Origin of the sequence: Bacillus sp. FSL W7-1582, from assembly GCF_038593325.1 — a bacterium.
Classification (GTDB): Bacteria; Bacillota; Bacilli; order Bacillales; family Bacillaceae; genus Bacillus; species Bacillus altitudinis.
Genome location: NZ_CP151987.1, coordinates 1,625,158 through 1,649,586, shown reverse-complemented (window position 1 = coordinate 1,649,586; position 24,429 = coordinate 1,625,158). Strand labels below are relative to the sequence as shown.

General features: G+C 42.0%; 19 protein-coding genes. All 19 read right to left on the bottom strand.

Annotated elements, in window-relative coordinates; genetic code table 11:
* Window positions 1-3: 3 nt before the first annotated feature.
* On the bottom strand, window positions 4-924 hold the full coding sequence (locus NSQ11_RS08425; protein WP_129548287.1) for an aminoglycoside phosphotransferase family protein: 921 nt from the start codon (window positions 922-924) through the stop codon (window positions 4-6).
* 73 nt (window positions 925-997) lie between these two features.
* Window positions 998-2,227, bottom strand: a complete 1,230-nt coding sequence (locus NSQ11_RS08420; protein WP_007499520.1) for a pitrilysin family protein — start codon at window positions 2,225-2,227, stop codon at window positions 998-1,000.
* Window positions 2,228-2,260: 33 nt separating this feature from the next.
* Window positions 2,261-3,154, bottom strand: a complete 894-nt coding sequence (locus NSQ11_RS08415) for a polysaccharide deacetylase family protein (RefSeq protein WP_232516958.1) — start codon at window positions 3,152-3,154, stop codon at window positions 2,261-2,263.
* Between the two features lie 185 nt (window positions 3,155-3,339).
* Window positions 3,340-5,457, bottom strand: coding sequence for a polyribonucleotide nucleotidyltransferase (pnp, locus tag NSQ11_RS08410; protein ID WP_007499522.1), 2,118 nt, complete (start codon window positions 5,455-5,457; stop codon window positions 3,340-3,342).
* A 183-nt stretch (window positions 5,458-5,640) separates the two neighbouring features.
* Window positions 5,641-5,910: a 30S ribosomal protein S15 gene (rpsO, locus tag NSQ11_RS08405; protein ID WP_008354438.1), complete on the bottom strand. Its 270-nt coding sequence runs from the start codon at window positions 5,908-5,910 to the stop codon at window positions 5,641-5,643.
* A gap of 155 nt (window positions 5,911-6,065) precedes the next feature.
* A complete protein-coding gene (ribF, locus tag NSQ11_RS08400) occupies window positions 6,066-7,016 on the bottom strand; it encodes a bifunctional riboflavin kinase/FAD synthetase (protein ID WP_048001557.1) in 951 nt (316 codons plus the stop codon).
* An 18-nt stretch (window positions 7,017-7,034) separates the two neighbouring features.
* On the bottom strand, window positions 7,035-7,964 hold the full coding sequence (gene truB, locus NSQ11_RS08395) for a tRNA pseudouridine(55) synthase TruB (protein ID WP_017367262.1): 930 nt from the start codon (window positions 7,962-7,964) through the stop codon (window positions 7,035-7,037).
* Window positions 7,965-8,032: 68 nt separating this feature from the next.
* Window positions 8,033-8,383 (bottom strand): 30S ribosome-binding factor RbfA, encoded by a 351-nt coding sequence (gene rbfA, locus NSQ11_RS08390; RefSeq protein WP_007499525.1) that lies wholly within the window; start codon window positions 8,381-8,383, stop codon window positions 8,033-8,035.
* Between the two features lie 17 nt (window positions 8,384-8,400).
* A complete protein-coding gene (locus NSQ11_RS08385; protein ID WP_017359071.1) occupies window positions 8,401-8,679 on the bottom strand; it encodes a DUF503 domain-containing protein in 279 nt (92 codons plus the stop codon).
* Window positions 8,676-10,796 carry a translation initiation factor IF-2 gene (gene infB / locus NSQ11_RS08380; RefSeq protein ID WP_007499526.1) on the bottom strand — a complete coding sequence of 707 codons (2,121 nt, stop codon included), beginning with the start codon at window positions 10,794-10,796 and terminating at the stop codon, window positions 8,676-8,678. The genes NSQ11_RS08385 and infB overlap by 4 nt, the downstream gene beginning before the upstream one ends.
* Window positions 10,797-10,815: 19 nt before the next feature.
* The gene (locus tag NSQ11_RS08375) at window positions 10,816-11,118 is read right to left on the bottom strand and encodes a YlxQ family RNA-binding protein (protein ID WP_007499528.1); all 303 of its coding nucleotides are present in this window, start codon (window positions 11,116-11,118) and stop codon (window positions 10,816-10,818) included.
* Window positions 11,111-11,395, bottom strand: a complete 285-nt coding sequence (locus NSQ11_RS08370; protein ID WP_008344742.1) for a YlxR family protein — start codon at window positions 11,393-11,395, stop codon at window positions 11,111-11,113. The genes NSQ11_RS08375 and NSQ11_RS08370 overlap by 8 nt, the downstream gene beginning before the upstream one ends.
* A gap of 15 nt (window positions 11,396-11,410) precedes the next feature.
* Window positions 11,411-12,526, bottom strand: a complete 1,116-nt coding sequence (gene nusA, locus NSQ11_RS08365; RefSeq protein WP_003211013.1) for a transcription termination factor NusA — start codon at window positions 12,524-12,526, stop codon at window positions 11,411-11,413.
* Between the two features lie 32 nt (window positions 12,527-12,558).
* Complete coding sequence (gene rimP, locus NSQ11_RS08360) at window positions 12,559-13,032, bottom strand: ribosome maturation factor RimP (RefSeq protein ID WP_008344744.1); 474 nt, start codon at window positions 13,030-13,032, stop codon at window positions 12,559-12,561.
* A 241-nt stretch (window positions 13,033-13,273) separates the two neighbouring features.
* Window positions 13,274-14,404, bottom strand: a complete 1,131-nt coding sequence (locus NSQ11_RS08355; protein ID WP_035700780.1) for a cellulase family glycosylhydrolase — start codon at window positions 14,402-14,404, stop codon at window positions 13,274-13,276.
* Between the two features lie 20 nt (window positions 14,405-14,424).
* Complete coding sequence (locus NSQ11_RS08350; RefSeq protein ID WP_046343548.1) at window positions 14,425-15,651, bottom strand: endo-1,4-beta-xylanase; 1,227 nt, start codon at window positions 15,649-15,651, stop codon at window positions 14,425-14,427.
* A 79-nt stretch (window positions 15,652-15,730) separates the two neighbouring features.
* Window positions 15,731-17,839: a glycoside hydrolase family 48 protein gene (locus tag NSQ11_RS08345; protein WP_342501332.1), complete on the bottom strand. Its 2,109-nt coding sequence runs from the start codon at window positions 17,837-17,839 to the stop codon at window positions 15,731-15,733.
* A gap of 17 nt (window positions 17,840-17,856) precedes the next feature.
* Entirely contained in the window at window positions 17,857-19,707 is a 1,851-nt protein-coding gene (locus tag NSQ11_RS08340) for a glycoside hydrolase family 9 protein (RefSeq protein ID WP_035392050.1), read from the bottom strand.
* A 422-nt stretch (window positions 19,708-20,129) separates the two neighbouring features.
* Window positions 20,130-24,383, bottom strand: coding sequence for a PolC-type DNA polymerase III (locus tag NSQ11_RS08335; RefSeq protein ID WP_231131729.1), 4,254 nt, complete (start codon window positions 24,381-24,383; stop codon window positions 20,130-20,132).
* Window positions 24,384-24,429 lie beyond the last annotated feature (46 nt).

The following is a 24,429-nucleotide window of genomic DNA, read 5'->3' as shown; positions in this document are numbered from 1 at the left end:
ACGTCACGAATGAAGCCAATCTGTATACCAAACTGGCGTCAGTTGAGTAAAACGCTTATGGTCTGTCAGCATTCTCTCCACTCGATTCACCATGTCTTTTACATGCCCCGGGTCATAGGATAACGTCCAAACAATAGAAGAAAAACAGCTCATGGCTGTATAGATGGAAAAAAGAAGCCAAAAATCATGTGTTGTCTGCGTACTTATATAGGCATCCAATTGCCCGGCTGAAAATGGAATGCTTCTTTCTCGACTAAATAAAGACAGTTTATAAAAGTCATGAATCGGATCGCCCCAGTCGGATTGATCAAAGTCGATCGCCCCAGCATATTGATGACGCTGTATAATGATATTCCCTAAATGAAAATCATCATGCTGGAACTGGTTTGGCCTCCCTTTTACCGCATCAGCATGTGACTGAATAAAATCTAATACGAACTGATCATGGGAAAAGGTCACTCCGCTTGATTGATAGGCATGTACATACCGTTCATGTTTCGCTAATACCTTCTTATCCCAGGGGGCTGCATAAAAAGGGGCATCGCATGTATGCATGATACTCAAGTCTCTGCCTGCCCGCCTTCCGATTTCATACTGCTCTTCTTCTGTGAGCAGATGAATGGATGCTCTAGCAATCTCTCCTTCGATAAATGGAAAAATACGAAAGGTACAGTTTTGTTCAGCACTCACTCCGACCTCCATCACTTCAGAACAAATAACGCCTCGATTTTTTAACTTCTGCTGAATGGACGCTTTCTTTTTCAAACTGGAATATTTCTGAATGTCTGATAGCTTGAGTACTAGCTTTTCACTAGGCGTTATGACCAAAAAGGTGCGGTCTCCCGAAAATCCAGATGTCATCGGCTGGAAAGAGATGGCTTGTTTAAGAAGCGGAGATAGCTGTTTCAGTTTTTCGTGTTTCATGAACGCAGGGCCCCTTTCTTCTTGGTATACAATAAACGGCAGACCTCTTGAGAAGTCTGCCGTGTTGTTTACATTATGATGGCTGATCACCCGTCGGACTAATAAGCGAGAGCGCATAATCTTCTGTAAAGATTCTTTTCGATAAATTGTTCACGCCGTCTAATGAGACGCGATTGATTTCATCAATAATTTCATCAAGCGTACGATGTTTGCCAAGGAGTAATTCATTTTTACCATTTCGGCTCATCTTGCTGTTTGTGCTTTCAAGACTGAGCATGAGGTTGCCTTTCATTTGCTCCTTAGAGTTTTCAAGTTCTTTCTGCGTAATTCCCTCACGTTTTAAGACGTCTAATGTTTGTAAGATGGTTTCAGATAGCAGGTTCAGCTGCTTCGCTCCAGTTCCACCATAGATCGTCAGCATTCCGTTATCTGCAAATGAACTATGATAGCTGAATACAGAATACGCAAGTCCTTTATCTTCTCTTACGTCTTGGAACAACCGGCTGCTCATGCTACCGCCTAGAACATTATTTAAGACGATTAAGTCATAGATGCCCTGATCTCCAGCAGGAAGTCCGTTAAAGCCCATGCAAAGATGCGCCTGTTCTGTTTCCTTTTTGCGTGTCAGTTTGTCATAGTGGAATTGCGGGGCTTCGACAGGCTGCTTTTTCCCCTTTCCTTCATACGAGCCAAATAATGTTTCGACCTCACGAATGAAGGTGTCATCGACGTTCCCTGCAACAGAGATGACGACGCGATCTGGCGTATAGAATTCGTCCATATATTTTCGAAGGGAATCACCGTTAAAAGTAGAGAGTGTTTCCTCTGTCCCTAAAATCGGATAACCTAATGAATGATCACCGTAAATGGCTTTACTTAACAAATCATGTACGATGTCATCAGGAGTATCTTCATACATTTTAATTTCTTCATAGACCACATTTTTTTCTTTCTTCAGCTCTTCTTCGTCAAAAGCAGAGTTGAAAAACATGTCACTCAACACATCGAGGGCATACCCAGCATGTGAATCAAGTACCTTTGCATAATAGCAAGTATATTCTTTTGACGTAAAGGCATTCACTTGACCACCAATGCGGTCAAAGGATTCTGCGATATCACGTGCAGATCTCGTCTTTGTTCCTTTAAAGAACATATGCTCTAAAAAGTGTGAGATCCCATTTACTTCTGGTGTCTCATGTCTAGAACCTGTTCCAATCCAGACGCCAATTGCGACAGACCTTACAGTGGGATTGTTTTCAAGTACAATTCTTACTCCGTTTTGGCATGTATACGTTTTGACCAAGTTTTGCTCCTCCTATTCAACAAACAGATCGCATCACGGGTGTCTTTTTTCACTTAGGAGGTCAGAAACCGTTCCTAATTCATATCCTCTTTCTTTGATTTGAGTGATAAGTGCGTCAAGACTTCTCGCTGTTGCGTCTGTTGGATGCATTAATATCATCGCCCCATTGTGAATTTTCCCAAGCACTCGTTTTTGTAATACAGCTGGTGATGGTTTTTGCCAGTCGATCGTGTCTACTGTCCACATAATGGTTTCCATTCCTTCTTGTTTCGCAAGCTTTACTGTTTCTTCTTTAAAGCTGCCACTTGGAGGCGCAAACCATATCGGTTTTTTCCCAAGGGATTCTTCAATTTGGCGATTTGTTTTAATCATCTGCTCTAATGCTCGTGCTCTTGTCAGTGTGCGCATATCCGGGTGATTGTATGAATGATTTCCAATTTCATGACCATCTGCCACGATTTTTTTAGCAAGGTCTGGACTGTTTTTCACCCATTTGCCTTCTAAGAAAAAGGTTGCCTTCACTTGATGCTTTTCTAGTGTATTCAACATCTTTGTTAAATGCTCGTCGCCCCAAGCTACATTGATCAGGAATGCATTCATCTTTTTGTCTGGATGTCCCTTATAGATAGGTTCAGCACCAAGTTCATGTAAATGGACAGATGGTTTTGTTTCTTTAAAAACAAGCAGCTTTTCATCGAAAGAGCCCTGTTTTTTCATTTTTTCGTAAGAAGCATCGATATCGACTGTCTGTCCATTTAAACCAGGCATCTTTTTCCACACTTTATCAATCTTAGCATTTTGCGGCTTCTCTTCATAGTCAGAAGACTTCGATTCGATCTCTTGATACAGAATATCTTTTGAAACAGATGCTACCTCGGCGTGCTCTTTCATTGAATTCATATATGTAACAGCAGCCGGCTGCTTCATCGTTTGATATGACACGAGCAGTAAAAATACAAACACAAAGAATGGTATCGTTTTTTTCAATGGTTGTCCCTCCCCTTTACCACAAATTATGATGGGGAGAAACAAGCTAGAACTATTGTTACGCGCAAGAAAAGAAAGAAGCCTGGCACGGATACCTGGCTTCTAACACATTTTATTTGTTCTCATTAAGACTGCTTTTCTTCTTTTTCCTTTTCTTCACGTAAAACAGCTTTACGAGAAAGGTTTACACGGCCTTGTTTATCGATTTCAGTGACTTTGACGAGTAGCTCGTCACCAATCTTCACGACATCTTCTACTTTGCCAACACGTTCAAGTGCAAGCTCAGAAATATGAACAAGTCCATCTTTGCCGCTGAAGATTTCAAGGAAGGCACCGAATTTTTCAATTCGTTTTACTTTACCTAGGTAAAGTTGGCCAACTTCAACTTCTCTGACAAGATCTTCAATGATTTTCTTCGCTTTTTGGTTCATGTCTTCTTCAGTAGAAGAGATAAAGATTGTACCGTCTTGTTCAATATCAATTTTCACACCGGTATCTTCAATGATTTTATTGATTTGTTTACCGCTTGGTCCAATGACATCGCGAATTTTATCTGGATTGATTGTCATCGTTAAGATTTTTGGTGCATAACGTGACAATTCTCCTCTAGAAGCTGGAATCGTTGACAGCATGCTATCTAAAATTTCCATTCTTCCTTTTTTCGCTTGTTGAAGTGCTTCTTCTAAAATGTCTTTTGATAGACCATCGATTTTGATGTCCATTTGAAGCGCTGTTACACCTTTAGATGTACCTGCTACTTTAAAGTCCATATCTCCAAGTGCATCTTCCATTCCTTGAATGTCTGTCAGCACTGTGTAGTATTCACCAGATTTAACAAGTCCCATTGCAATCCCTGCAACTGGTGCTTTAATTGGAACACCTGCATCCATCATCGCAAGTGTGCTCGCACAAATACTTGCTTGTGAAGTAGAACCGTTTGATTCTAACACCTCAGACACAAGACGAACCGTATAAGGGAAATCTTTTTCAGATGGAATGACTGGCTCTAATGCACGTTCGCCTAGCGCACCATGTCCAATCTCACGACGGCCTGGACCACGCATTGGACCGGTCTCACCAACACTGAATTGCGGGAAGTTATAATGGTGCATGAATCGCTTAGACTCTTCAACACCAAGACCATCAAGAATCTGTACATCACCAAGTGCACCTAATGTACAAATACTGAGTGCCTGTGTTTGGCCTCTTGTAAACAATCCTGAACCGTGCGTTCTTGGAAGAAGTCCTACTTCTGAAGAAAGTGGACGGATTTGATCGACGCCGCGTCCATCTGGACGTACCTTCTCTTCAGTAATAAGGCGGCGAACTTCGTTTTTCACAAGCTTATTTAAGACATCCTTCGCTTGTTTAATCGTTGCTTCGTCACGCTCTTCTTCTTCAAATTTTTGAACGACAGCTTTTTTCACAGCACTGATGGCATCTTCACGAGCATGCTTCTCATGTACTTGAATCGCTTTCAGTAGATCCGCTTCAGCAAGTTGTTTTACTTCCTCTGCTAATGCTTGATCGACTTCATATAAAGGAATATCGATTTTTTCTTTACCGACAGCTTTCACAATTTCTTCTTGGAATTCGATTAAGCGTTTGATCTCTTGATGGCCGTACATGATGGCTTCAAGCATTGTTTCTTCTGGTACTTCATCAGCACCAGCCTCTACCATGTTGATTGCATCTTTTGTTCCAGCTACAACAAGGTTGATATCGCTTTGTTCAAGCTGCTCAACATTTGGGTTGATGATGAGTTTTCCATCTACTCGTCCTACTGTCACGCCAGCGATTGGTCCCTCAAATGGAATGTCAGACACACATAAAGCTAAAGATGAGCCAAACATTGCAGCCATTTCAGATGAACAATCTTGATCCACACTCATGACAATACTAATGACTTGTACTTCATTTCTAAATCCGTCTGCAAATAGTGGACGGATCGGTCTGTCAATTAAGCGACTCGCAAGGATTGCTTTTTCACTTGGGCGGCCTTCTCTTTTAATGAAACCACCAGGAATTTTACCAACTGCATATAATCTTTCTTCGTAGTTTACAGTGAGCGGGAAAAAATCAAGTGGTTTTGGTTCTTTAGAAGCTGTTGCTGAGCTAAGCACAGCCGTATCTCCGTAGCGTACGAGAACCGCTCCGTTTGCTTGCTTTGCAAGCTGGCCAGTTTCAACTGTCAGTTGACGTCCAGCCCAGTCTATGGTGAAGACTTGTTTCTCTTGTCCCATTCTGAGATAAACTCCTCTCTTGTCGTAAAGTTTTTAGGTTATTTCTTATTATGAACAAAATGATTTTCACATATCAATGTGAAAGCTGTATGTAGAAGGGTTTTTGCCATTCTTTCAACATTTTAACCATAAAATATTAGTGATTATACGATAAAAAAGCGGGAATCCTCCCGCTTTTTACGATTATCGACGTAAGCCTAGTTTGTTAATTAACTCACGGTAACGAGTTACGTCTTTATTACGTAGATACGTAAGAAGATTACGACGTCTACCTACCATTTTCAAAAGACCGCGACGTGAGTGGTGATCTTTCTTATGAGTACGTAAATGCTCGTTCAAGTTGTTAATTGATTCTGTTAGGACAGCGATCTGAACTTCTGGAGATCCAGTATCAGATTCGTGTGTTTTGAACTCATTAATTAATTGAGTTTTACGCTCTTGAGTAATAGCCATCCTGTTTCACCTCCAAATCATGTTAGCCCCATCTACCTCGCAACCGTCGGTGAAGTCGGCCTGCCAAGTAAGTGGTTTTAAAGCTACAGGAATTATCATACTAAAAATATGCCGATTTTGCAAATGATAGAGCGGTTTTTCTGCGATTTTTTTGTTTAATGAAGATGATCTTGAAAAAACTGAATCGCTTCTTCTTTATCTTGACTAATTTGAGCCGTTAATTCTTGGATACCGTTAAATTTTTGTTCACTGCGAATCCGTTTGTACCACTGTAATTTAATCGGTTCACCATAAATTTCTTCGTTAAAATCAAAAAGGTTCACTTCAATCGCAGGCTGGTCAGGACGTTTTTCGTAAAATGTTGGTTTGTAGCCAACGTTACAAACACCGTCATACACCTTGCCTTTCACTTCCGCTCTCACTGCATATACGCCTGTTGGCGGGATGATGTATTCAGCAGACAAACCAACATTGGCGGTTGGAAAGCCAATCGTGCGTCCTCGTTTATCTCCATGAATCACAATGCCGCGCAGCTGATACGGTTTCCCTAAAAGCTCACTCACATATTCAACGTCTCCATTTTTCAATGCGGAACGTATAAGGGTCGAGCTGACTTTCCGGTCTTGGTTGGAAAGCTTAGGTACAATGGTCGCAGAAATCCGCCCTTTCCCGTATTCGTCAAACGTTTCCATTGTGCCTGCGCCAAACCGGCCGAATGTAAAATCGAAACCAGCGACTGCATGCTTCACATTCAGTTCGTCCAAATATTGATCGACAAACTCTTGAGGAGACAGTGCTGCAAAGCTTTCGCTGAATTGCACAATGTATAAGTAGTCAGCACCTAATTGTTCGATAAAATCAATCTTATCCTCAAGCGGTGTGATTAAGTCTTTTGGTTCACGTGCTTTTTGCAGAACATGTGATGGGTGCGGATGAAAAGTCATGACTGCTAGAGCTAAACCCTCTTTTTCCGCAATGTTTTTCGCTGCATCAATCACTTTTTGGTGTCCGAGGTGAACACCGTCAAAATACCCTAAAGCCATCACAGACGGGACTTGATCCTTTTGATTCAATGTATGTGGGTGTGAAATATGTATAGTCTTCACGAGATGGTCACCTTTTCTTTAAGATTGCTTGTCCTGTGATAAAATCTTCGCCGGCTTCATCAGGTTCTGTTTGGTCGGGTGCTTCATATAAATCGCCATACAACGGCCTGAAGGAGCAAAGACAGCGACACGATCTTCCTCTGCAAAATGAGCAAATTCATCAGGCATAGGTAGGACTGCACCGTTTTCCACTTTACTTGCTAATGTATCATTTATCTCCCATTTCGGCAAATGATTGAGCGCACGCTCGATCGGCACAAGATGTTCCTCAACCGTTCCTTTCTCGCTGATCTCCTGCAGCTCATCAAGAGTGATACATTCATCTAACGTAAAGTCACCAGATCCTATGCGAATGAGGTGAGACATGTGGGCTGGAAACCCAAGTTTTTTTCCGATATCGACGGCTAACGTTCTCACATATGTGCCTTTTGAACACAGTACGGTGAATCTAAAGGATACCTTTCCATTTTCAAATGTGACAGGTGTTGTCCGCTCGATGCGATGAATGGTAATTTCACGGCTTGGACGTTCAATTTCAATGCCTTGCCTTGCATATTCATAGAGCTTTTTTCCGCCAATTTTGACAGCAGAAAACATCGGAGGGATCTGTTCAATGGTTCCTTCAAATTGTTTCAACGCAGCATCAATGTCATCTTCTGACATCGGTACCGGCACCTTTTTTTCTTCTACTACTTCACCTGTTTGGTCTTCTGTCGTTGTAGAAAATCCAATGGTGATTTCCGCATCATACGTTTTCGATTTATCTGTTAAGTACTCCACAATTTTTGTAGCTCGTCCAATACAAATAGGCAGAACACCTGAAACCTCTGGATCGAGTGTCCCTGTATGTCCCACTTTTTTTGTGTGTAAAATCTTTCTCACTTTAAACACACAGTCGTGAGAGGTCATGCCTCTTTCTTTATGTAATAAAAGAACACCGTTTTGCACCTGCGTTCTCTCCTTTCATAAACGATGAAAAAGGACAGACGATCATCGCCTATCCTTATTCCAACGTCTTATTCGTGATCTTTTGTGTTTAGTTCAGCAATCAGGCTTTCAATTCGGTTACCGTAATCTACAGACTCATCGAATTCAAAGTGAAGCTCTGGTGTTTTGCGAAGTCTAATTCGATTGCCAATTTCAGAGCGGATATACCCTTTCGCCTTTGCAAGGCCTTTTAGGGTTTCCTCTCTTTTCTTCTCGTCGCCAAGAACAGAAATGTAGACTTTAGCAATTTGCAAATCACCGGATACTTCAACATCCGTTACAGTCAAAAAGCCGATTCTTGGATCTTTTAGCTTTCTGCCAAGGATGTCGCCTAATTCTTTTTTCATTTGCTCACCCACACGGGTTGCTCTCATACTCATGATCTTATCACCTCTAGTTAAAACCACTCAGTTTTCGTGATCGTTCGTTCAATTTCAGGAAAAGAATCAATAAAGCTTAACACACGCTGAAGTTCCTTTTCCACTTGAACCCGGGAGGAGGAAATGACGGCGATTCCGATCGAAGTACGCTGCCATGTATCCTGATAGTCCATTTCAGCAATGGTCACATTGAATTTATGGCGCGTTCTTGTCATGATACGCTGCAGAACCGCACGTTTTTCCTTCAGTGAGGATGCATCATAGATCATACACTCACACTCGGTATAACCGATCATTTTCTTTCGATTTCTTGCATAACGAATGATTCCATGACATCACCTTCACGGATATCATTGTATTTCTTAATGGTAATACCACATTCATAGCCTTGTGAAACTTCTTTCACATCGTCTTTGAATCGTTTTAATACGTCGACTTCACCTTCAAAGATGACGACGCCATCACGAATTAAGCGGATACCACTGTCTCTAGTAATGGTACCTTCAGTGACATAGCCACCAGCAATTGTACCGATTTTTGATACTTTAAACGTTTGACGAACTTCAACTTGACCGATGACTTTTTCTTCATATTCAGGGTCAAGCATCCCTTTCATCGCAGCTTCAATTTCATCGATGACTTTGTAGATGATGCGGTGTAAGCGGATATCTACGTTTTCTGTTTCAGCTGTGCTCTTCGCATTGCCATCAGGACGTACGTTAAATCCAATCACGATCGCATTAGAAGCACTTGCTAAAATGATATCAGATTCTGTAATCGCTCCAACACCCGTATGGATGATTTTCACTTTTACGCCTTCTACTTCAATTTTTTGAAGAGCTGCCGTCAGTGCTTCAGCAGAACCTTGTACGTCTGCTTTTACGATTAAGTTGATATCTTTCACATCACCTTGTTTGATTTGCTCAAATAGGTCATCGAGAGATAATTTCGCTTTGTCTGAACGCTGTTCATCAAGTTGTTTAGACGCACGCGCCTCACCGACTTGACGAGCTGTTTTTTCATCTTTGAATACGAGGAACTGATCCCCTGCATGCGGTACATCATTTAAACCAGTGATTTCCACAGGTGTAGATGGTCCTGCTGTTTTCACGCGGCGTCCGATGTCATTGACCATTGCACGTACACGGCCAAATGTATTTCCGACAACGATTGGGTCACCTACTTGAAGTGTACCAGTTTGAACGAGAAGGGTTGCAACAGAACCTCTTCCTTTATCAAGCTCAGCCTCGATCACAGTTCCTTTTGCCGCACGATTTGGGTTGGCTTTTAGTTCTGCTACTTCGCTGACAAGAAGGATCATTTCGATCAATTCGTCAATGCCTTCACCTGTTTTTGCAGATAAAGGAACGAAAATGGTTTCGCCGCCCCAAGCCTCAGGTACAAGACCATGCTCAGTTAATTCCTGCATCACGCGGTCAGGGTTCGCTGTTGGTTTGTCAATTTTATTGACAGCCACAATGATTGGCACCTCTGCCGCTTTTGCGTGGTTGATCGCTTCAATCGTTTGCGGCATGACACCGTCATCTGCTGCAACGACCAAGATCGTCGTATCTGTTACTTCAGCACCGCGTGCTCGCATCGTAGTGAAAGCTGCGTGTCCTGGTGTATCAAGGAACGTGATTTTCTTACCATTTTCTTCAATTTGGTATGCACCAATATGCTGCGTAATTCCACCCGCTTCGCCTTCAACAACTTTCGTTTTACGAATGCTGTCAAGAAGCGTTGTTTTCCCGTGGTCAACGTGTCCCATGATCGTTACTACTGGAGGGCGTACTTGCATATCTTCTTCTTTATCTTCAACTTCATACTTTTCAAGTTCAGTTTCTTCTAAAATGATCACTTCTTCTACTGGAACACCATATTCAGAAGCAATTAATTCGACTGTATCTTTGTCGAGCTCTTGGTTGATCGTAGCCATGACACCAAGCATCATCAGTTTTTTGATGATTTCAGCAGTTTCTTTGCCAAGCTCGTCAGCAAGCTGGCCGACTGTCATTGAATTTGTAAATTCAATTTTTTCAGGAAGCTCTTTTTTCGGCTTCACAGGTCTTGCTTGCTGATGCTGCGCCTTGTTGTTGCCGCCGCGTTTATTTTTGTTTTTGTTTTGGTTGTTGTTTTTTTTGTTTTTATTAAATTGATTATTCTGCACGTCATTCTTCTTTCTATCATTGTTTTTGTTAGATGATTGTTTTTTTTGTTCTGCGGGTTTCTCGTTAGCTGTCTCTTTTGCTTTGGCTTTTTTATAGATAGCGTCTAGCTTTTTCACAGTGTCGTCTTCAAGCGTCGCCATGTGGTTGTTCACTTCCACGTTCATATCCTTAAGCGCTGCTATAATATCTTTACTTGAAACATCTATGGCTTTTGCGTATTCATATACTCTCACTTTAGCCATTCGTTCACCCCCAAATAAATTAATCGAGCAAGCTTATGAGCTTCTTAGCGAAGCCTTGGTCAGTGACAGCGACAACTACGCGAGCTTCCTTCCCTATAGAACGTCCGAGAACGGAACGGTCTTCAACTTTTCTAACCGGAACATTGTAAAATTTGCATTTGTCAGATACCTTTTTCTCTGTGTTGGATGAGGCATCTGCTGCAAGAAGAACCAGCTTAGCACGCGCATGTCTAATTTCTTTGATCACCAGATCTTCTCCTGACACGACTTTACGAGCTCGATTTGCTAGACCAAGCAAAGGATACCATTCAGATTCAGTCATTCGGTTTTTTCACCTTTTCAGCTAGTTCTAGTAATTCTTCAAAAATGTGTTCGTCAATCTGTGTCTGAAATTGCTGCTGTAAACTACGTTTGTTCTTCGCCGCAAGAATGGTTTCTTTATCGAGAGAAAGGTAAGCGCCGCGCCCGTTCATTTTTCCGGTTGCGTCAACAGACACTTCACCTTCTTTTGAACGAACAACGCGAATCAGTTCTTTCTTTGGTTTCATTTCTCCCGTCACGACGCATTTTCTAAGCGGGATTTTTTTTCGGCTTTTCACCTTTTATATCACCTCTTATTCGTCAGATTCCTCAGCTACTGGTTCAGCCTCTAAGAAAAGAGATTCAGAGTCTTCAGTTCTTGGGAAAATACCGAGTTCTCTTGCATCTGTTTCGCTTTTAATGTCAATCTTCCAGCTCGTTAATTTCGCTGCAAGACGCGCATTTTGACCTCTTTTACCAATGGCTAATGACAGCTGATAATCAGGGACAATGACAGTTGTCGCCTTATCTTCTTCATTTACAATGACATCAAGAACTTTTGATGGACTTAACGCATTGGCAACAAATTCAACAGGGTCATTAGACCAATGAACAATGTCAATTTTTTCGCCTTTCAGCTCATTGACAATTGCTTGTACACGCTGACCTTTAGGTCCTACACAAGAACCAACTGGATCAACATCAGGATCATCTGTACGAACAGATATTTTAGAACGGTCCCCTGCTTCTCTAGCGACAGATTTAAGCTCTACAGTACCATCATAAATTTCTGGCACTTCGATTTCAAATAAACGCTTTAAAAGACCTGGGTGTGTTCTTGATACATAAATTTGTGGTCCTTTTGTTGTTTTTTCTACTTTCGTAATGAACACTTTAATGCGGTCATGTGGTTTGTAGTCCTCATTTGGCATTTGTTCGTTTACCGGAAGAAGGGCTTCGATTTTGCCAAGTGACACGTAAATGAATTTACTGTCAATTCGCTGAACGATTCCCGTCATGATGTCTTCCTCACGATCGATAAACTCAGTGTAAATCACACCTCGCTCTGCTTCTCTCACTCGCTGCGTCACGACTTGTTTCGCTGTCTGAGCTGCAATGCGTCCGAAATCTTTTGGTGTGACTTCAATTTCAACCACGTCACCAACCATGTAATTCGGGTTCATATTTGCTGCATCATCTACAGAGATTTCAAGGCGAGAATCATACACTTCATCTACAACATCTTTTCTTGCGAATACGCGAATCGTTCCCGTTTCACGGTTCAAATCAACACGCACATTTTGTGCTTGATTAAAATTACGCTTGTATGCAGAAATGAGTGCAGCTTCTATCGCTTCAATAATAATTTCTTTACTAATGCCCTTCTCTTTCTCAAGAACAGTCAGGGCATCTAACAACTCACTACTCATTTTTATGGTTCCCCCTTATATCAATGAAAAGGTTAATTGAACGAAACTGCTAATCTTGCGTTAGCGATTTTTTCGTATGGAATATTGATCTCTTTCTTTCTTGTCTTGATCTTCACTGTCACTGTTGCAATCTCACCATCAAAGCTTGTAAGCTCACCTTCAAATGCCTTTTCACCATCAATTGGTTCGTATGTTTTCATGAAAACATTTTTTCCAAGTGCTTTTTCAAAATCAGCTTTTTTCTTTAATGGGCGCTCCGCTCCAGGAGAGGACACTTCAAGAAAGTAGTTTTGGCTAATTGGATCTGCCTCATCAAGCTTTTCGCTCAAGGCTTCGCTCACTTTGGCACACTCCTCGATATCGACGCCTTTATCAGAGTCAATAAATACGCGAAGGAACCAGTTTTGACCCTCTTTGACAAATTCAACATCAACGAGTTCAAGCTGTAAGCCATCTAAAATTGGCTGCACCATGTCGCTTACGATATCCACTACTTTTTTGCTCATTCTCTTCCTCCTTGTGCTTTCGATAAACGCTCTTATCAATCATTCTGCATAAAAACCCTGCTTTATTGTGAGCAGGGGGAGCAGAAAACGGATGAATAATGTCGAGACAAAAATTGCCTGTTCAATACAAAAGAGCGGGTTTCCCCACTCTTGTCTCGGTAATCGTTAGCATTTCCATAAAAACTATACCATATCCAATTTTTTTATGCAAATGAAGTTCCTTATAAACAGGCATTCTTCATCAGTTCTTTTCATTCATTCTTTTGGCGTGTTCACGAATAATTCCTGCCTCCCGGCTCTCCTTTAAAACTCGAAAACCATCATAATCCGGGTAGAGGGAATCATCGTCTTGAATGCTTGTTAAAATCCAAAATTGGCTACCTGCGCCTCCGAGCTGTTCAATTGTCTTCAGCCAGCTATCATATACATCAGGACGGGCTGCTTGATTTTGATAGCCAAACTCTTCTAATACAACAGGTTTTCCGATTGCGTTTCCTCGGGTGATATGATCTTTGATCCATTTCACTCCCCATGCAGCAGACTGATTCCAGTGATCCGGGTATAAATGATAGGTTCCATAATCAATATGAGGGAGAGCAGTCAAACGATCCCAATCAACACCTTCTCCTCCACTGTAAAACCAATCATCATGACCTGTCATGCGAAAGAACCCTTCGTCTCCTACAGCAACAAGATGATTCGAGTCAATTGATTTGATCCATGCACTCATTTCATCTGCCCAGTTTACTAGTATATCTCCCGAAGGGTCTGACTGAGCGCGCGGCTCATTGGCGAGCTCCCATGTCATAATAGCAGGATCATCTTTATATTGAACACCTGAGTACGTATTGGTTCTCTCTAATACATAGCGCACATAGTTTTTGTAAGCTGTTTTAATCCGAGGATCTGTATAAAAGTGATCATGTGATCCTGCCTGAAACCACTTCACATATTGATTCATCCCGCCAAAGTCATCCCAATTGTTCACGAATGGGATGACCAGCTTGATTCCTTCCTGCCCTGCTTTATAAATCGCATAGTCTAGTTTTTGAAAACCGGATTCTTCATAAACACCTGGACGAGATTGTAAGACTGAGTTTTCTTGAGGGGTACCATCGTGAAATCCCCAAATACGAATAACCTTTAAATCCATTGCCTTCATATCGTCAAAAACAGCATCTACCATCTTTTTTGATTTGTAATGAAAATAATAATTATTTGTGCCAGCAAAGTAAAATGGGTGGTTGTTCAATACAAAATGTGTACCAGATGTTTGCACATAGGAGGAGGCCTTTACGGTCAGAGTGAACCAACCCGCCCATAAAGTGATCAGCAGCATAAAACAAGCCACCCGTTGAACCCATTTTTTCATTCCATTCTCCTCACAATCCCTTATTCTACTGGTACGATGATATCTAGTTGCAGCGGTGTTTGTTTAGTTGAATCAAGTTCAATCGTCTGCTGCTGCAACATTTTACTTACTTCACCAATTCGAACCTCATACGTCCCGTGAAACGCTGGACATGTCACTTGGCCATTCGCATCTGTTTTTTCCACTCTTTGTGTCGTCCATTCCTGTAGTAGCTTTTCATAACGCCTGCCTGCTTCATTTAACGACCAATCATGATTCACGATGGCTGCGTGCTCACCTCTCCAATGAGCACCCGCCCAAAATCCCCACATCAGCACACCTTTTACAGCTGGATGACTAAAGGCTACCCGATATAAAGCTTCTAAGTTATCCGCTCGTCTATTGGCATCCGGATGAACAGAGTCATACTCTGTCACCCATATCGGTAGACCAAGCTCAGCAAGCACATCTAGTCTTTGTTTTACAACGACTGGATCCACTCGATCTTCAAAGTGACCTTGAACTCCAATAGCCTCAACTGGTGCCCCCAACTGACGAAGTTCATTGATATGTGCTTTATATGCATGATGTTCGCCGTATGAGATTACATTATAATCATTGACAAACAACAAGGCTTGAGGGTCAATTTTCTTCGTTTCTTCATACATCCATTTCCAAATCTGTTTCCCAAACCGGTCTTTAAAAAATGAACCATGCATCATTTCGTTGTTTACATCCCAATGACGGAATTTTCCTTTAAAATGATTCCCTGCATGTTCAAGCCGCCTTTTCATAGCTTCATATACTTCATGATTCGGTAATGATTTCAGCCAGTTTGGATTGGCATCCTCTACCTCCCAAAATAAGGCGTGCCCCCTCACTGGAATTTGGTGTCTATTGGCAAAATTCAGCATGGCATCTGCTTTTTCGTAGGTTATTTTCCCTCGTTCAGGCTCATTTGCATACCATTTTGCCTCATTTTCAAACACAGCCCAATTAAAATGTTGAACAAAAAAATCAGCATACCTTTGATTGAATAGTACTTGGTCATTCATTGCTGAACCAAATGCAAATTCATGTCTGATTTGTTTTATTTCCACCTCTACTCCGGCAACTGGCTTTTTTTCCTTATTGATGACGTTTATGACAAGCTCTCTTTGTCTATGTTGTAAGATTCGATCATTTGCTTCTTTTCTCCAGCTTTGATTTTCTTGTTCCTGTGATCCGCCATTCGATGAATGATTCATAAATTCTTTCTTTTTAACCATAATGACATCACCTTTGCTTTCACTTCATTTATCTTATGAGAAGACCGCCGACTAAAAAAGCCGGCAGCTGTACTACGTTCTATTCGTTTATGAGACGATGGTATTCTGCATAAGCTGTAGCCATATCAACTTGCGACCAGAAACGGTGATAGGTGAAACTTGGCGCTCCGTTTTCCCATTTGCCTGTTGCTTCATTAAAAGATGATTGATATTTACTCTCCAGGGCTGACCAAGCTGGGTCTTGCTTGATTTTCGGACGAAGATCTGCAAAGCTCGTATACACTCCGTTACCTCCTCGCTGCGGGTCAGAAGGAATGGTGCTGGAACCAGGGATCTGATTTCCTTGACCAAATGTTCCGTTCCAGCCATTTGGGAAGTACACTTCTTTTTTAAAGAAACGGTGGTAGTCTTCTCTGTCTTCCTCTGTCACAATCCCTACACCATCATTGTAATTCCAAGCAACCTCAAGGAGCTGTGCCGCTGTCTCTTTTGCTCTTATGCCAAGTGCTGTGTAGTTCCCTGTCTCTTTCTGTGTTGCAGCAGCAAAGAATGTGAGCGCTTTGATGAGACTGCCCAGTACACCAGTATCTTGAGTAGGATCTTTTGTAACTGCCGTTAAATTTGGATTACCTGTTGCAGATTGGAATCCGCTCCAAGTGTCAGGCTGACCGCTCCATTCTATATTCCCAGGAATCCAAAACTCTCCGGGTGCACTCGTCGTAGCAACAGCCACATTTGCCCCCCCTAGAATCCTTTGACCCTGACCATCTAAAAAATACCCATCTTGATCCGACACAGGACGCGTGCCAATAAAAATATAATCTAGTGAATAGTTGACCCATTTTGTGATGACAGATTTGGCCATTTGGAAATTTTCAGATGTTTTGTCGCCATCTTTTGCAAAGATATAATAAAGCTCTGCTACACGCTCAATCGGCCATGCTTGCATTCCAAACCAGTTATTGGACGGAGGATCATGGTAAACAGGCGCATCTTCATAAGCCATATCATAAAATGTGCTTCTTCCTGCAGGATAAGCGCTATAGTCTCCATTCCAGCTGTTGGTAGCACCTCCTGCAATCGCTCCCTCTTTTGATTGAAGCCAGACGTAAAATTCAAGCTGTCTCTTTAACGTCTTTTCCCAATCACTTGCAGCAGTTGGTGACGATGGCTTTAAGCCTCCCTTATCTGAGGATAAAGCGTAGGCAGCGACTGGGTTTTGATACCCTTGATGACAATGGCTCGCTCCGATACGCCATGACCAATTCGCATATTCTCCAAGTCCCCCGCCCCAAGAGGTGTACCACGCCATTAAGTGATGACATGCACTTTTTCCATTTCCAGGATACGGATTACCTTGCTTGCCGCTTCCAATTGTTTGAAAATATTTATCATACATTCCGTAGCGAAGGAAATCACCCATCTTTTTCGCTTTATTAAGATAGGCTGACCCATTATAGCCAAGTTCCTTTGCCCAATACATTGCCTGTATCGCACGTGCATCAGCGTCCGTCGCATTTGTGTAGCGCCACTGGGCGGCTGGCGCTTGATTTTCTTTTGTGAACAAGCTCATGAAACCTTCATTGGGCTTTCCGGCTGTTTTATCATCTTGTGATGGATGAGGGATGGCCTCCCATACGGATTCTTGCGGACCCCGCTGGAATGTGTTTACATATGCGGCTATATGTGATGGGTTGAGCAAATTCCCATATTCATACCAGTTGTCTACATCAAGAAGCCAGTGCATTAAATACGTTTCATTCGTTCCGTAAGTTGACCTCAGTTCTTGATCAATTGGATCTTGACCAGCAGGGCGAGCACCCGTCAACTGGCTCGGATATTGATCTGGATATGGTTTTTCTGAAGCGTATGTGGCTGGGCTGGATGGATTGTAAGAGCTCATATGCGGCTGTTCGTCATGTCCATCTTCGTTTACTGGAATGATAAACTTCTCCATATTATCCCAAGCCGCTTCTAGTTTGCTCCAATCGCCTGTGTAGTGACCATACAATGCTTCAAGCCATAACCAATAGCTGTAAGCTTCTGAAGTTGTCATATGCCCGTAATCAGGTGCCTCACAAATGAGTGTTTCAACGGAATGATACGGAATGCCTTCTTTTGAAAAATATCCATTCGCATCGTTTTTCATTTGATGATAAAGTGTTAAAAACCGTTCTTTATTTGTCATGTCCTCACCCTTTATATTTATTTATTCGGAAGCGTACCAAATACTAAATCACCTTGATCAAAAACAGGAATTCTCGCTGTTTTTTGCATATTGGATGTTAATCCTTGAAAGGAATAATCATTTGAGGCATCCCATATATTCGCACCATTTGGCGCAGATAACCGGAACTGTATTTCCTTCTTATGAAGCGATTCGCCTCCTGGAAAAATAGCTACGCCAGTAAAATCGATTTCTGTAAAATAGATATGGGATGATGCGTCATACACCGTTAACGGAGATAAGGAAGCGCCTTCATTGTAGACAGCTGTCACTTGAATATCTTTATCAGTGAATCCCTTCGCAAATATCTCGCTCAGATTGACATAATATCTAAAAGAAAGTGATTGACTACTTCTGGCCGGCCAGCCTGATCGATTGTATAGAATGGCTTTGATCTGAGTAGATGTTGTATCGTTACTCATGACAGCTGCCTCTACAAAAAACTCATCTTCCACTTTTTCTTTAGGCGGAAAATTCGGCAGTTTTGACTGCCCCTGACCAAACAGCTGTACCATTTTGGCTACATTTCCAGTAAAGGCGGCATTATAGTCTGTTGCTACCTCGTTTGATACATAGTCAGAGATGTCATCGGTATACTGATCCTGTGCATTAGGCCCCCCAACAAGCGCTCCATAAAGCGTGTGCCGATGAGAAGAAGGAGTTGTCAGCTGATTAGACCATGAGCCATGTGCAGTTCGATGGTGTGGATGCATCGGCGGATTTTTGCCAAACCCAACGACATAGCTTCTATTTTGCGGATTATCCCCTAACATATAGTGTGTTTGCCTGATCGCAAACGTTTGGTATCGATTCTTTTTTTCTTGATCAGAGACCCAATCTGCGTACACAAACGCTAAAAATGCAGCATTTGCTGTATAACGAAGAGAACCCCATTGATCTAACCACGCTAGTCCGCCAGGCGTATAAGTGATTCTTTCTACTTTTCCATTTTGAACAAAACCCGTCGACCAGTAATCGAGATTACGCTCCGTCGATTCGATAAACCTTTTCTCCTTTGTGATTCTCGCAAGTAAAATTTGCGAAGCAAAAAAGGTATTGTCCCACGACATCGTAAACGTATAGTCCCAATCCTTCGGCCATTCTTCTACTGCTTTTAGTGCTTTGTTTAAATAGGTCTGGTCATTTGTCGCCAAGTAGAGCCATATTCCACCCCAAATGAGCTCATCAATATAGCCACTCCAAGAGTTATAAAATGGCTGCGCATTGGTGACACAATCTGTATACTCACCGCGATATTGGTCAGCAAATGCATAAAGCTGTTTTGCATGGGTGAGAAGCTTTGCTGCATAAGGCGCATCAGTTTCTTTAAAAATAATTGAACCTGCTGCTAAAGCGGCTGCGGTTTGGGCGGCTACTTCTGTTCCTGGACAATGTTCATCAATTTTAAATGCCGGCCGGTTCATCGGCATCACTTCTGCTGGACCCCACCAGCCATGATCCGCGTTCCCATCGCCTACTTGTGCCCAAAATTCATTTGGACCTGTATGGGCTTTCAAAAAATAATCGGTTGCCCACTTGATTTGATCTAACATATCATCAAGCAGCTCTGCCTCTTCGTAAGCTTCTCGGTACTCATAGACTGTCCATGCAAGCACGGCTGCCGAGTAAGCCATCGGAAGTCCGAACTTCACATGATCACCAGCATCGTACCAGCCTCCTGTTAAATCATGACCAACATCTTTCCCATCCTCTAGTCCAGAATCCCCTCGCCAGTTAAGACGATTGCTTTCAGGAAGCTTTCCGGAACGCTGGGCTTCGTAAAACAAAATGGATTTTTGAAGCACCTCTACATAGTTGTAATCTGACATGTACCTACTTCTCACCCCTTCTTTTTTCTTAAACGTGAAACATTGAACAAGAAATGACCACCTCCTTGTTATTCCGTTCGTGTTTTGTACAGTGTTGAAAAGAATCAAGCATGTTTCAAAAATGTGCATAGTAAACAGCCATCAGCTTGACGCTCACCGAGGGTTTTCTCCTTGATTCTTCATGTGACTGTACCCAAAATGATCATATGTCGTATGAGAACATTTCAGACGGCTAAATTCTCTTTTTTGCTCTATTTGGGTAGAAAGAATGACATACAATCTCTTCTCTCAAAACACGACGTTAAATCAAGATATATGAATCAACAAGAAAATAATTCCAGTTAAAACATTTAGTTAACATAATAATATTATTGTATATACAAAAAAAGAACGCCCTTTAAGGGCGCTCTTCATTTTTCACATTAGAACAAAGAAAGCTGGTTTTGATCAGGAAGTGCTTCTAAGCAGCCTTGACGATCCAAATACTCAAGGATGGTCTTAGACACTTTTCCTCGTTTTTGTAAATCTTCTTTTGAAAGGAATTCACCATCTTGGCGTGCGCGTACAATATTTAACGCAACGTTTGTTCCGAGTCCAGGGATGGAGTTGAATGGCGGGATTAGCCCGTCTCCATCAATGATAAACTCAGTGGCACTTGATCGGTATAGGTCTACTTTTTTAAAGTGATAGCCTCTTTCACACATTTCAAGTGCAAGCTCTAGTACAGTTAATAGGTTCTTCTCTTTCGGTGATGCATCAAGACCTTTTGAGTTAATATCGTCCATGACCGCTCGAATCGCATTCGATCCTTTTGTCATCGTTTCGATATCAAAATCATCAGCACGAACGGTAAAATAAGCCGCATAGTACAGAAGTGCATGGTGCACCTTGAAATAAGCAATTCGAACGGCCATTAATACATAAGCAGCCGCGTGGGCTTTAGGGAACATGTATTTAATCTTTTTACAAGAATCAATGTACCAGTTCGGTACGTTATTATTCTTCATTTCTTCTTCCCATTCAGGAGGAAGTCCCTTCCCTTTACGAACAGATTCCATGATTTTAAAGGCAAGTGACGGCTCTAAACCTTGATAAATCAGATAGACCATAATATCATCACGACAGCCAATCACTTCGCTTAGTTCACATGTTTTATTATGAATCAGCTCTTGGGCGTTGCCGAGCCATACATCTGTACCGTGAGATAGACCAGAGATCTGAACAAGCTCCGAGAAGGTTGTCGGTTTTGTATCTTCAAGCATCTGACGAACAAACCTTGTGCCAAACTCTGGAATCCCAAGTGTTCCCGTTTTACATCCAATTTGTTCTTCTGTGACACCGAGAGGTTCCGTTCCTTGGAAGATTTTCATGACCTCAGGATCATCTGTCGGAATCGTTTTTGGATCAATTCCACTCAAGTCCTGAAGCATCCGAATGACCGTTGGATCATCGTGTCCAAGAATATCTAGTTTCAGCAAGTTATCATGGATTGAATGGAAATCAAAATGCGTCGTTTTCCAATCAGAACCTGTCGCATCTGCTGGATATTGAATTGGTGAGAAATCGTAAATGTCCATATAATCCGGCACTACGATAATACCGCCTGGATGTTGGCCCGTTGTCCGTTTGACGCCCGTACAGCCCTGTACGAGCCGGTCAATTTCAGCACCTCTCATATGAAGGTTATGATCTCCTGCGTAGCCTTTCACATAACCATATGCCGTTTTTTCTGCAACGGTACCGATTGTACCTGCCCGGTATACATACTCTTCACCAAACAGCTCTTTCGTATAGTTATGGGCAATCGGCTGATATTCTCCTGAGAAGTTCAAGTCGATATCAGGCACTTTATCTCCTTTAAAACCTAAGAACGTTTCAAACGGAATATCGTGTCCATCTTTTTTATACGGCGTCCCGCATTCAGGACAGTCTTTATCAGGAAGGTCAAATCCTGAGCCAACCGATCCGTCATTAAAGAACTCAGAGTGCTTGCAACTTGGACATACATAGTGCGGCGCAAGCGGGTTTACTTCTGTAATCTCTGTTAATGTCGCAACGAGAGATGAACCAACTGATCCCCTTGAACCAACTAGATATCCATCATCAAGTGATTTCTTAACAAGCTTATGAGAAATTAAATAAATAACAGCGAAACCGTGACCAATAATACTCTTTAATTCTTTCTCAATCCGGTCTTCTACAATTTTCGGTAAATCGTCACCGTAGATGCTGCGAGCCATGTTATAGCTCATTTCCCGAATTTCTTCATCTGCACCTTCGATTTTTGGTGTATAAAGATCGTCTTTGATTGGTTTAATACTTTCGACCATCTCAGATACTTTTTGCGTATTCGTCACTACAATCTCTTTCGCCTTCTCGTCTCCAAGGAAAGAGAATGCTTCTAGCATTTCATCAGTTGTTCTAAAATGAACTTTTGGCAGTTCATGACGATTAAGCGGATTCGCCCCGCCTTGTGATGAAATTAAGATTTTGCGATAAATTTTGTCTTCTGGATGCAGGTAGTGCACATTTCCAGTCGCCACGACTGGTTTATTCAGTTTTTCACCAAGTTTCACAATGTTTGTGATGATCTCTTTTAATGCACGTTCATCCCGAACAAGCTCCAGCTGGAGTAAATGCTGATACACTTCTGGCGGATGAACTTCTAAATAGTCGTAAAATGCGGCAATGTCTTCTACCTCATCAGGTGACTTCTGCATCATCCCTTCAAACACTTCACCCTTATCACAAGCAGACCCAACAATTAAACCTTCTCGATATTTCTCAAGCTGTGAGCGAGGGATACGCGGCACGCGGTAGAAATAATGAATATGAGAAAGTGAAACAAGCTTAAATAAATTCTTTAGACCCGTCTCATTTTGTGCAATCACTGTTGCATGGTAAGGACGTGAGCGCTGATACGCATTGGACTGCCCCATGTTTTCATTCAATTGATCGTGGTAGGCAATCTCTTTTTCAGCCGCATCTTTTAGCATCTTCAGCATGAGGTAACCAGTTGCTTCTGCATCATAAATCGCCCGGTGATGCTGCGTGAGTTCAATATCGAACTTTTTACACAGGGTGTTCAGCCGGTGATTTTTAAATTCAGGATAAAGGAATCGGCCGAGTTCTAGTGTATCAATGACAGGGTTTGACGCTTTATCTGTTTTTAATAGTCGCTTATATGCTGCATTTAAAAAGCCCATATCAAAGCTCGCATTGTGAGCAACAAGGATATCTTGTCCAATCCACTCTTTGAAATCCCGAACAACATCGACCACATCTGGTGCATCTCTCACCATGTCGTCCGTGATACCGGTTAGTTCAATGGTTGTTGCTGATAACGGATGATGAGGGTTTGCAAATGCCTCAAAGCGGTCAATGATTTCCCCGCCTTTGATTTTCACGGCTGCAAGCTCAATGATCGTATCATACACAGCAGAGAGTCCTGTTGTCTCAACATCAAATACGACAAACGTCGCATCTTCTAACAAGCGGTGCTCTGGATTATACGCAATCGGTACCCCGTCATCGACTAAATTGATTTCCACCCCGTACATCATTTTGATGCCATGCTTTTTACTTGCTGCATACGCATCTGGAAAGGATTGTACAACGGCGTGATCTGTCAGAGCAATGGCCTCATGCCCCCATTTTTTTGCTTGTTCAACAAGTTTACCGATGCCAGTGACAGCATCCATCTGGCTCATTGGCGAATGCAAATGAAGCTCAACACGCTTTTCTCCCTCAGGTGCAGTATCTTCTTTCAGCTGAGGTTTCATTTCATTGACGTCATTTGCGATCATGACAAGATCTCTCACAAACGTATCGTTTTGAATGCTTCCTCTTGCTTTAACCCACATCCCTTTTTTCAAGGATTTCATGAGCTGAGCATCTTCTTTTTCTCTCGCAAACATTTTGATCAAAATACTATTTGTATAATCGGTAATTTTAAAGATACAAAGGGTTCTGCCGCTTTTTAGTTCGCGCGTTTCTGCATCGAACACGTACCCTTGGACGGTGATTCGTCTTTCTTCGTCCATAATACTATCAAGCGTACGTATTTCTTCATTGTCTTTGATTTGATAGCCAATCATCAGAGGGCCAGAAGGAGCTTCCTCTTGATCCTCACTTTCCTTCTTCTCCATCTCAACAAGGGCTTGCATGGCTCTTTCTTGATCTTCAGCAAGTTTTTGTTCTCTGAACTTCTGAATCTCTTGATCTGATACAAAAATTTCTGTATCAAATTGAAGTTCTGGAAAACCAACTTGTTTAAATGCAGCCTGAAGCATTGGGCTATATTTCTTCTTGATGGCCAGAGCCTCAGTTTCGCTTTTTGTTTTGATGATGATCTTATGTCCAGACAGCGCTGGTTTTTGCTGTTGAAGCAAGCTGATGATTGGGGGAGAAATTCCTTGAAGCTCTTCCACACAATGGGACCAATACGATTGAACGAGCTCTTCAGATATGTGCGGATCATTGACTTCAATCGTACAAGTGACTTGTGCGATATGAGAAAATGCATTTGTCAGCCTGCTTAAAAACATTGCATATACTTGGTAAGGCAAAAGCGCCTTAAATTTAAAATGGAAATGCCATGTTTTTGCCGCCTTATGCACCGTCAATTTGACGATCTCGCCTTCTTCAAAGTAACGACTGAGGTCATCATCTGTCATTTGAATCTGATTGAGTAATATATGAAATTGCCGCCGGGTAATCGGT

Bases quoted from the DNA above. Each gene is read 5' to 3' on its own strand.
- NSQ11_RS08425 (WP_129548287.1), bottom strand. From the start codon at position 924: ATGAAACACGAAAAACTGAAACAGCTATCTCCGCTTCTTAAACAAGCC.
- NSQ11_RS08415 (WP_232516958.1), bottom strand. From the start codon at position 3,154: ATGAAGCAGCCGGCTGCTGTTACATATATGAATTCAATGAAAGAGCAC.
- pnp (WP_007499522.1), bottom strand. From the start codon at position 5,457: ATGGGACAAGAGAAACAAGTCTTCACCATAGACTGGGCTGGACGTCAA.
- rpsO (WP_008354438.1), bottom strand. From the start codon at position 5,910: ATGGCTATTACTCAAGAGCGTAAAACTCAATTAATTAATGAGTTCAAA.
- rbfA (WP_007499525.1), bottom strand. From the start codon at position 8,383: ATGAGTATGAGAGCAACCCGTGTGGGTGAGCAAATGAAAAAAGAATTA.
- NSQ11_RS08385 (WP_017359071.1), bottom strand. From the start codon at position 8,679: ATGATCGGTTATACCGAGTGTGAGTGTATGATCTATGATGCATCCTCA.
- infB (WP_007499526.1), bottom strand. From the start codon at position 10,796: ATGGCTAAAGTGAGAGTATATGAATACGCAAAAGCCATAGATGTTTCA.
- NSQ11_RS08375 (WP_007499528.1), bottom strand. From the start codon at position 11,118: ATGACTGAATCTGAATGGTATCCTTTGCTTGGTCTAGCAAATCGAGCT.
- nusA (WP_003211013.1), bottom strand. From the start codon at position 12,526: ATGAGTAGTGAGTTGTTAGATGCCCTGACTGTTCTTGAGAAAGAGAAG.
- rimP (WP_008344744.1), bottom strand. From the start codon at position 13,032: ATGAGCAAAAAAGTAGTGGATATCGTAAGCGACATGGTGCAGCCAATT.
- NSQ11_RS08355 (WP_035700780.1), bottom strand. From the start codon at position 14,404: ATGAAAAAATGGGTTCAACGGGTGGCTTGTTTTATGCTGCTGATCACT.
- NSQ11_RS08350 (WP_046343548.1), bottom strand. From the start codon at position 15,651: ATGGTTAAAAAGAAAGAATTTATGAATCATTCATCGAATGGCGGATCA.
- NSQ11_RS08345 (WP_342501332.1), bottom strand. From the start codon at position 17,839: ATGACAAATAAAGAACGGTTTTTAACACTTTATCATCAAATGAAAAAC.
- NSQ11_RS08340 (WP_035392050.1), bottom strand. From the start codon at position 19,707: ATGTCAGATTACAACTATGTAGAGGTGCTTCAAAAATCCATTTTGTTT.
- NSQ11_RS08335 (WP_231131729.1), bottom strand. From the start codon at position 24,383: ATGACAGATGATGACCTCAGTCGTTACTTTGAAGAAGGCGAGATCGTC.